Consider the following 8,239-nt stretch of genomic DNA (forward strand, 5'->3'; position numbering starts at 1 on the left):
GCCGTCGTGACGATGATGTCGGGATTGAGGGCCAGCACGGTCTGCAGGTTGTTCGCCTGGGTGGCGGAGTCGAAGTTCGCCTGGGTGCTCGCCACGACCTCGATGCCCAGGTCGTCGAACTCGGCCGTCGCGCCTTCCTCCACGGCGGAGACGAACTCCGATGAGGTGTGCCAGACGAAGGCGGCGGTGTACTTGCCGTCCTTCACCGTGGTGGTCTCCTCGTCGGTGAGCGAGAGCTCGGAGAGGGCGCCGGGGGTCTCCCCGCCGGGGCCGACGAACTCGAGGCTCGGCTCGGCGGCCGGAGTCGAGGGGGCGCCGTCGGCGCCCGATCCGGAGCCGCCGCCGGAGTCGGCGCCGGCCGAGCAGCCGGAGAGAACGAGAGCGGCCGCGGCACCGATGACCATCAGCCGGGCGCCGTGCGAGGTGGTGCGTTTCATTGGGTGTCCTATCCACGTGAGCGTGCGGTCCGACTGGAGTGCCCGTGGAAGCTGGGCGCCGTCGTCATCGACCTCGTGCACTCATTTTGATTTCAATACGCAATCAAAGTCAAGCGGTCGTTGTTACGGTTGCGTTTCAACGGCGTCGACGGCGTGGGGACATAGATCTCACCGTGAACTGAAAGACTGACGTCGCGAGCATCGAGGGGGCAGCATGGTCCAGGACATCCGGGAGCTGAACCGGTCGGCCGTGCTCACCGAGCTGATGAGCCTGCGGCCGGCGACCCGCAAGCAGATCGCGGAGTCGACCGGCATCTCGGCGGCCACCGTCACGCGAGCGATCGATCAGCTCATCGCCGACGGCATCGTCTGCGAGGTCTCCGAGGTCGTGGTGGAGAAGCGGGGGCGGCGTGCCATCCTGCTCGATCTCGTGGCGGAGCGGTCGCTCGTGATCGGGGTCGATCTCGGGGCGTCGAGCACCCGGATCATCGGCAGCGACCTGCTCGCGAACCCCGTGGTGGCGGTCGAGCTCCCGACACCGTCCGCGCTCGGGTCGGCGGAGCTGGCCCTGTGGCTCGCGCAGCAGGCGAAGTCGGCTCTAGGGGTTCGTTGGGGGGCCGTCGCCGCGGTGAGTCTCGGGCTTCCCGGAGCGGTCGACCAGGTGGAACGGTCGGTGTCGAACGCGCCGAACCTCAAGCAGGTCGAGGATCCCGCGTTCCTCGCGGTCTGCGAGCTCGCGCTCGGGGTGCCGCTGCTGGCCGACAACGACGCGAACCTGGCGCTGCTCGGCGAACTGCGGTTCGGTGCCGCCCGGCACACCCCCTATGCCGCGATGCTGAGCCTCGGGGCCGGTCTCGGCGTGGGGATCGCGATCGACGGGGCGATCCTGCGCGGTCGCCATGGGCTCGTGGGCGAGTTCGGGCAGATCCCCGTGGGGGCGCTCGGGGAGCGGCTGGAGAGCTTCACGACGGGGCCGGGGCTCCTGGCGCGGGCTGCGGCGGCGGGGGTGCCGCTGGAGTCGCCGGCGCGGCTGTTCGGGGCTCGTGATGGCGACGGCGGCGTCGACGGCGCGACCTCGACCGCGGAATTGCGGGCCGACTTCGACCGGGCGCTCGTGACGGTGCTCACCGCCATCGCCGTGTCGAGCGAGCCGGAGACGATCGTGCTCGGCGGGGGCATCGCGAAGTCGCTGGTCGGTGATCTCGGCCGCTACCAGGAGCGGCTCGAGCAGACGATCCGGATCGCGCCCACGCTCACGAGCGCCGAGCTGGGCGATTTCTCGGGTGCGGCGGGGGGCGTGGTGTCGGCGCTCCACGCGGTCTACCTCACGCTGGGGGTCGAGCCGGCGGCGCTCTCGGCGCTTCCCAAGACCGATCTCTTGACGCCTTCGAGTATCGGACGTATATTCAACCAATTGATTGAATAGAGAGGTGGGATCGTGGGCGACGGTCGTGCGGATGCCGATGCGGACGCCGACGACGCTCTCCTCGATCGCGCCTTCCTCGCCCTCGCCGATCCCGTGAGGCGCCGCATCGTCGCGCGCCTCAGCCGAGGACCGGCCACCGTGAACGAGCTCGCCGAGCCGTTCGCCATCACCCTCCAGGCGGTCTCCCGTCACATCCGCGTGCTCGAGGAGGCGGGTCTCGTGACCCGCACCCGCGACGGCCAGCGCCGGCCCGTGCACCTCGCGCCGGCCGCCCTCGAGCCGCTCACCGCGTGGATCGACCGCTATCGCCTCGTGCACGAGCAGCGCTTCCGGGCGCTGGACGCGCTGCTCGCCGCCGGGCCCGACGCTGACGTCGCCGCCGGGCCTGACCATGACAAGGAGTCATCATGACCAACCCCACCACCATCACCGCCCCCGAGGGCCTGCCCTTCATCGAGATCGTGCGCGAGTTCGACGCCCCTGTCGCCGCCGTGCACAACGCCTGGGCCGATCCGTCGCTCGTGGCGACGTGGCTCGGCCCCGACGGCTACGGCATGCAGATCGAGACCTACGACTTCACCTCGGGCGGCCGCTACCGCTACCTGAACACCGACCCCTCGGGCGCGGTGCACGCGTTCCGCGGCTCGTTCCACACGGTCAAGCCCGACCTCATCGTGCAGACCTTCGAGTGGGAGGGCCTCCCCGACCAGGTCTCGCTCGAGTCGATCCGCTTCGAGCCGCTCCCAGGCGACCGCACGCGCCTCACCGGCTGGAGCGTCTTCCCCTCCGTCGACAGTCGCGACGGCATGATCGCCCACGGCATGGAGCACGGCGTCGTGGAGGGCTACGCTCGCCTGGACGCCCTCCTGGCCTGATGAGCCGCCCTCATCTTCTGCTTGTGACGACGCCCCTGCGGCGATAAGATCGGATCATGGCCCCCCTTCTCACGCTCGTCCGCCCCGATGAGAGCTCCCGCTCCGCGGTGGGCGACGACGGCCTGACCGAGGGTCAGCGAATCGAGTGCGCAGAGAACTACCGCGCCACGGCCGCTCGGCCGATGAGCGAGGGCGAGCGGGAGTCCGTTCGCGCCTGGCTCGCCTCGCGTGCACGGTGACCCCACCTGGGTCTCCGGCACTCACGAGCACCGCGCGTCGCTGAACCGGTTCGTCTGCGCCACCCCGGCCAAGCCCCTGTGGGACCGCCGTCGCGGAACCCACCATCCGGAGCCGTGGTCTCTCGCCGTCCAATCCTGGTTCCGGAGGCTGCGTCCGCCGTTGCCGGCGTCCGAGGGTCTGCTGCTCGGCATGGTCGACGACGACGTGGCGGCGGCCTGCCACTTCGGCTTCGACACGTCATGGGAGCAGTTCATCGTCTTCGCGATCGGCACGTCGAGAGACGTCCAGCGTCGCGGACTCGGGTCGGAAGCGCTTCGGCTGTCGCTCGACATCCTCGACCAGAACAGACGGAGACTCGAAATGGACTGCGGCGTCTTCACCCGGATCCACCGTTCGAACACCGCGAGCAGAGCCCTCTTCGCGAGCCAGGGGTTCGAATACCTGGGTGTCGAAGGGGACTACGAGAACTGGGTCGGCACAACAGGGTGACACGTGCGGAGGGCAAGAGATTCGAACTCTTGAGGGCTATTACACCCCACCAGTTTTCAAGACTGGCTCCATCGGCCGCTCGGACAGCCCTCCCGATCGCCGGAGCGATCGTGTCGAGTTTAGCGGCACCGCGGGATCACGGGTGAGGGTGCCCGTCAGAGGGTGGCGAGCACCGCCGCCACGCCGTCGTCGTGCACCGAGGCCGTGACCTCGGTGGCCTCAGCGATCACGTCGTCCGGAGCCTGCGCCATCGCCACCGCGCGGCCGCCCTCGGCGCCCGCCCAGCGGAACATGTCGACGTCGTTGCGGCCGTCGCCCACCACCATCACCCGAGAGCGCGGGATGCCGAGCGCCTCGCGCACGCGCTCGAGCCCCGTGGCCTTGTTCACGCCGTCGGGAGCGATGTCGAGCCACGCGGTCCAGCCGATCGAGTACGAGACCCGGTGCAGCCCCATCCGCTCCACGATCGCGAGGAAGTCCTCCATGTCGTGGTCGGGCGAGACCACCACCACACGCGTCGCCTCCGTCTCGAGCAGCTGCTCGAAGGGCACCTGCTCGCTCGAGGCGCCCAGCACCGTGTCGGGGAACGACTCGGTGTAGAGGAACCGGCCATCCGCATCCTCGACCGCGTAGACCGCCTCGGCCAGATGCGTCCGGATGCGCGAGAGCACACCCGACGGATCGAACGTCTCGACGTGGTGCTGCCGGTAGCCGAGGGGCGCCGTGGCATCCCGGATCAGGGTGATCGCGCCGTTCGCGCACACCACGTACTCGGGCACGATGTCGAGCTGCTGCAGCACCGGGAGGGTGTGCGCGACCGAACGGCCGGTGGCGAGCATGACCTCGTTGCCCTCGGCGGCCACCCGGCGCACCTCGGCGCCGACGACGCCGCTCAGCGTGCCGTCCTCGTGCAGCACGGTGCCGTCGATGTCGAGCGCCACGAGCCAGGGGCCGGAGCTGGTGCGGGAGCCAGCGCTCACGGCGCCTCGATCAGCGACAGGCCGCCGAGGTAGGGGCGCAGCACCTCGGGGATGACGACCGTGCCGTCCTCCTGCTGGTGCGTCTCGAGCAGCGCCACGATCCACCGCGTGGTGGCGAGCGTGCCGTTGAGGGTCGCCACGGGAGCCGTCTTGCCCGACTCGGTGCGGTAGCGGGTGTCGAGCCGGCGCGCCTGGTAGGTCGTGCAGTTCGAGGTCGAGGTGAGCTCGCGGTAGGTCTCCTGCGAAGGCACCCAGGCCTCGGTGTCGAACTTGCGCGCGGCACTCGAGCCGAGATCGCCGGCCGCCACGTCGATCACGCGGTACGACAGCCCGAGATCGGTGAGCATGCCCTCCTGGTACGACAGCAGCGCCTCGTGCTCGGTCTCGGCGTTCTCGGGCAGCACGTAGCTGAACATCTCGAGCTTGTTGAACTGGTGCACGCGCAGGATGCCGCGGGTGTCCTTGCCGTGCGAGCCGGCCTCGCGGCGGTAGCAGGTCGACCAGCCGGCATAGCGGAGGCCGCCGTCCGGCACATCGAGGATCTCGCCCATGTGGAATCCGGCGAGCGCCACCTCGCTCGTACCGGTGAGGAAGAGGTCGTCGGCGGGGAGGTAGTAGACCTCGTCGGCGTGCTCGCCGAGGAAGCCCGTGCCGTCCATGGTCTCGGGCCGCACGAGGGTGGGGGTGATCAGCGGAGTGAAGCCCGCGGCGAGCGCCCGGTCGAGAGCGAGGTTCATGAGCGCGAGCTCGAGCCGCGCACCCATGCCGGTGAGGAAGTAGAAGCGGGCACCCGAGACCTTCGCCCCGCGCGCGAGGTCGAACATCTTCAGCGACTCGCCGAGCTCGACGTGGTCGCGGGGCGTGAAGTCGAACCTCGGCCTGGTGCCGACCTCGCGGAGGGTCACGAAGTTCTCCTCGCCGCCGGCCGGAACACCGTCGACGACGATGTTCTGGATCTTGCGGGCGGTCTCGGTGAACAGCGCCTCGGCATCCGTCGCCCGCTGGCTGGCGGCCTTCACCCGGGCCGCGAGCTCCTGGGCCTGGGCCACGAGCGCCTTCTTCTCCTCCTTGGGAGCGGCCGCGACCTGCTTGCCGAAGGCGTTCTGCTCGGCCCGCAGGTTCTCGAACTCGAGGATGGCGGCGCGGCGCTCGGTGTCGGCGGCGAGGGCCGCATCGACGAGGTCGACGGACGCCCCGCGGGCGGCTTGCGATTCGCGGACGACATCGGGCTTTTCCCGCAGGAGCACTGGATCGATCACGGCATCCATCCTAGCTTCGCGGGGTTTGCCGGGCTGAGCCGCTACGGTGAACGCGTGACGACGGATGGCGGGGGCTCGGGGGCACGACGGCCGCTCCGCGCCGCCATCGTGGTGAACCCGGTCAAGGTCGACGCGACGAAGCTCCGCGGGCTCGTGGCCGCGGCCGAGAAGGCGGCCGGCTGGGGCGAGACGATGTGGTTCGAGTCGACCGTCGACGATTCGGGGCAGCTGGTGACGCGCGAGGCGCTGACGCAGGGGGCCTCGGTCGTGATGGCCGCGGGCGGAGACGGCACGGTGCGCGCGGTGGCGGAGGGGCTCCGCGGCACGGGGGTGCCGCTCGGGCTGCTGCCCGTGGGCACGGGCAACCTCCTCGCCCGGAACCTCGCGGTGAACCTCTCCGACGTCGAGCTCGCGGTCTCGATCGCCTTCACGGGCTCGGATCGCGCGATCGATCTCGGGCTGGTCACGGCCACGCGGGGCGACGGGAGCGTGGAGGAGCACGCGTTCCTCGTGATGGCGGGGCTCGGGATCGATGCGCAGATGATCGCGAAGACGAACGTCAAGCTCAAGAAGAGGGTGGGCTGGCTCGCCTACGTCGACGGCATCGGGCGGGCGCTGCCGGCGCTGAAGCCCGTGAAGCTGCGGTTCCGGCTCGACGGCGGGCCGTGGAGGTCGACGAGCGCGCACACCGTGATCGTGGGCAACTGCGGGCTCCTGCCCGGCGGGCTGCTGCTGATTCCGGATGCGCGGCCCGACGACGGGGTGCTCGACATCGTGGCGCTGCGGCCGGAGGGACCGCTCGGCTGGCTGAAGGTGTGGAACAAGCTCGCGTTCGAGAACGGGGTGCTGCGGCGGTCGGCGGCGGGGCGGAAGCTGATCGACCTCAACAACGACGTGCGCTCGGTGTCGTACTCGACGGGGCGCGACTTCGAGCTGACCCTCGACGTCACGGAGGAGATCCAGCTCGACGGCGACGCGTGGGGCACCGCTCGCGCCGTGCACTGCCGCGTCGACCCGGGCGCCCTCCTCGTCCGCGTGCCCCGCACGACCTGACGCTCGCGACGCGCCCTCCGCCTGACGCGCCCCTCCCGTCCGCGCGCCCGCGCGACTTGACAGTAAGTGCGCTCATCAGGCGTGACTTGACACAAGATGTGCCAAGTCGAGGCTTATTCGCGCATCTACTGTCAAGTCGCGGGGTGGCGCCGCGGGACGGGAGAGCTCGGGTCGCGGGGCGGGCGGGGGCGGGGCCGCGGATGCTCAGCGCGAGCGGCGGGGCCGGGTGCGGCCCGGGGCGGCGGGCTTCTTCTTGCCGCGGGCGCCCGACGACTTCGCCTTGGCCGCACGCGCCTCGGCCGCCTTCGCCTTGGCGACCGCCGTGGGCTTGAGCTTCTTGGCCGCCTCGATGGCCTCGACCGTCTCCGCACCTCGCGTGCTGTTCGCCGTGCGCCCGCGCACCACCCCCACGAACTCGTCGATCAGGCGCCAGCGCTCCGGCTCCGCCTCGAGCACCTCCGGGCTCTGCACGTCGGCGCGCCAGATGAGTGCGACCCGCACCTCGTCGTCCGACCCCTGCTCCCCCGCGAAGTCGCGCGACACCACGTCGCGCCGCGAGTGCAGCCGCGCCACCGACTTCGGCACCACGAGGTAGCCGACGCCCGCGGCCACGAGCTCCGTCGCATCCGCACCGCCCGTGGGGCCCGCCGCGATCTCGAGCCGCTGCAGCGCCGGACGCCCGGCCGCCACCTCCTGCTCCGCGATCTCGGCGATGTCGGCCGCGGTGACCTGCTCGAGCAGACCGAGCTCGTGCTCCTTCGGCAGCACCACGACCGGCAGCTCGGTGTAGAGCGGGATGGCGCGATAGCCGTCGGCCGGCACCGGGAGCCGCACGAGGGCCACGTCGGCCGCATCCGTGTCGAGCAGCGCCAGCGCGTCGGCCGTGGCCGTGGGGTACGACTCGAGGGGGAGGATGCCGAGCGGGCTCTCCGGCATGCGTTCGTTCCACACGCCGAACCACTTCGAGGGGGTGACCCCGGGGGCGAACGCGACGCGAAGGGGCATGCGCCCAAGGATACCCGCGCCGCCCGGCTACTCTGGGGGGATGAGCCCCGAGAAGACACCGCAGACCATGAAGCCGGCGACGGCCGCGAAGAAGCTCGGAATCTACCTGCCCGCAGCTCCCGCCGAGTTCCAGGAGCAGCCCGTCACCCGCGGCGCCCTCAACGAGCTGCTGCAGACGCCGCCGGAGTGGCTCGTCGAGCTGCGACTGCACGGGCCGCATCCGCGTGACGTGGTGGCCCGCAAGCTCGGCGTCTCCATCTCCGGGCTCGCCCGCGGGGAAGTGACCGAGGCGCTCACGACCGACGAGATCACTGCGCTGCTGCAGTCGCCGCCCGAGTGGCTCGTGACCGAGCGCGCGACGCAGGCCGCCGTGCGCGAGGAGAACCGCCGCGTGAAGGACGTCAAGGCCGGCAAGGCCGCCGCGCGCGAGGAGCGCGACGCGGAGTAACCGTCGCCCCTCCCGTCGCCCGTCGCC

At 70.9% G+C, this 8,239-nt stretch carries 10 protein-coding genes, 1 tRNA gene and 1 pseudogene; 7 read left to right on the forward strand and 5 right to left on the reverse strand.

Annotated features, from left to right (window positions below; genetic code table 11):
• Positions 1-437 (reverse strand): annotated as a pseudogene (locus Q0D57_RS18395) (hypothetical protein); the annotation flags it as partial.
• Between the two features lie 214 nt (positions 438-651).
• Here Q0D57_RS18395 and Q0D57_RS18400 point away from each other — a divergent pair.
• From Q0D57_RS18400 to Q0D57_RS19435, 5 genes are read left to right on the forward strand one after another with little or no spacing between them, the layout of a single operon-like run.
• Positions 652-1,863 (forward strand): ROK family transcriptional regulator, encoded by a 1,212-nt coding sequence (locus Q0D57_RS18400; protein WP_291046795.1) that lies wholly within the window; start codon positions 652-654, stop codon positions 1,861-1,863.
• 12 nt (positions 1,864-1,875) lie between these two features.
• Positions 1,876-2,274, forward strand: a complete 399-nt coding sequence (locus tag Q0D57_RS18405; protein WP_291046796.1) for a metalloregulator ArsR/SmtB family transcription factor — start codon at positions 1,876-1,878, stop codon at positions 2,272-2,274.
• Positions 2,271-2,738, forward strand: coding sequence for an SRPBCC family protein (locus tag Q0D57_RS18410; protein ID WP_291046797.1), 468 nt, complete (start codon positions 2,271-2,273; stop codon positions 2,736-2,738). The genes Q0D57_RS18405 and Q0D57_RS18410 overlap by 4 nt, the downstream gene beginning before the upstream one ends.
• Before the next feature lie 56 nt (positions 2,739-2,794).
• Positions 2,795-2,977 carry a hypothetical protein gene (locus tag Q0D57_RS18415; protein WP_291046798.1) on the forward strand — a complete coding sequence of 61 codons (183 nt, stop codon included), beginning with the start codon at positions 2,795-2,797 and terminating at the stop codon, positions 2,975-2,977.
• Positions 2,967-3,467 carry a GNAT family N-acetyltransferase gene (locus tag Q0D57_RS19435; RefSeq protein WP_366518644.1) on the forward strand — a complete coding sequence of 167 codons (501 nt, stop codon included), beginning with the start codon at positions 2,967-2,969 and terminating at the stop codon, positions 3,465-3,467. Before Q0D57_RS18415 ends, Q0D57_RS19435 begins: the two co-directional genes overlap by 11 nt.
• Positions 3,468-3,473: 6 nt before the next feature.
• On the opposite strand, the gene Q0D57_RS18425 is transcribed toward Q0D57_RS19435, so the two are convergent.
• From Q0D57_RS18425 to serS, 3 genes are all read right to left on the reverse strand, one after another.
• Positions 3,474-3,560, reverse strand: a tRNA-Ser gene (locus Q0D57_RS18425).
• Positions 3,561-3,622: 62 nt separating this feature from the next.
• Entirely contained in the window at positions 3,623-4,447 is an 825-nt protein-coding gene (locus tag Q0D57_RS18430; RefSeq protein WP_291046800.1) for an HAD-IIB family hydrolase, read from the reverse strand.
• A complete protein-coding gene (gene serS / locus Q0D57_RS18435; RefSeq protein WP_291046802.1) occupies positions 4,444-5,706 on the reverse strand; it encodes a serine--tRNA ligase in 1,263 nt (420 codons plus the stop codon). Before serS ends, Q0D57_RS18430 begins: the two co-directional genes overlap by 4 nt.
• 54 nt (positions 5,707-5,760) lie before the next feature.
• On the opposite strand from serS, the gene Q0D57_RS18440 reads away from it, so the two are divergent.
• Positions 5,761-6,759, forward strand: coding sequence for a diacylglycerol kinase family protein (locus tag Q0D57_RS18440; protein WP_291046803.1), 999 nt, complete (start codon positions 5,761-5,763; stop codon positions 6,757-6,759).
• Positions 6,760-6,963: 204 nt separating this feature from the next.
• Here the strand turns inward: Q0D57_RS18440 and Q0D57_RS18445 are convergent, their stop codons facing one another.
• Positions 6,964-7,764, reverse strand: a complete 801-nt coding sequence (locus tag Q0D57_RS18445; RefSeq protein ID WP_291046804.1) for a LysR family transcriptional regulator substrate-binding protein — start codon at positions 7,762-7,764, stop codon at positions 6,964-6,966.
• Positions 7,765-7,831: 67 nt separating this feature from the next.
• On the opposite strand from Q0D57_RS18445, the gene Q0D57_RS18450 reads away from it, so the two are divergent.
• Complete coding sequence (locus Q0D57_RS18450) at positions 7,832-8,212, forward strand: DUF5997 family protein (protein WP_291046805.1); 381 nt, start codon at positions 7,832-7,834, stop codon at positions 8,210-8,212.
• Positions 8,213-8,239: the final 27 nt, after the last annotated feature.

Origin of the sequence: Herbiconiux sp. (genome assembly GCF_023264895.1) — a bacterium.
In the GTDB taxonomy this organism is placed as follows: Bacteria; Actinomycetota; Actinomycetes; order Actinomycetales; family Microbacteriaceae; genus Herbiconiux.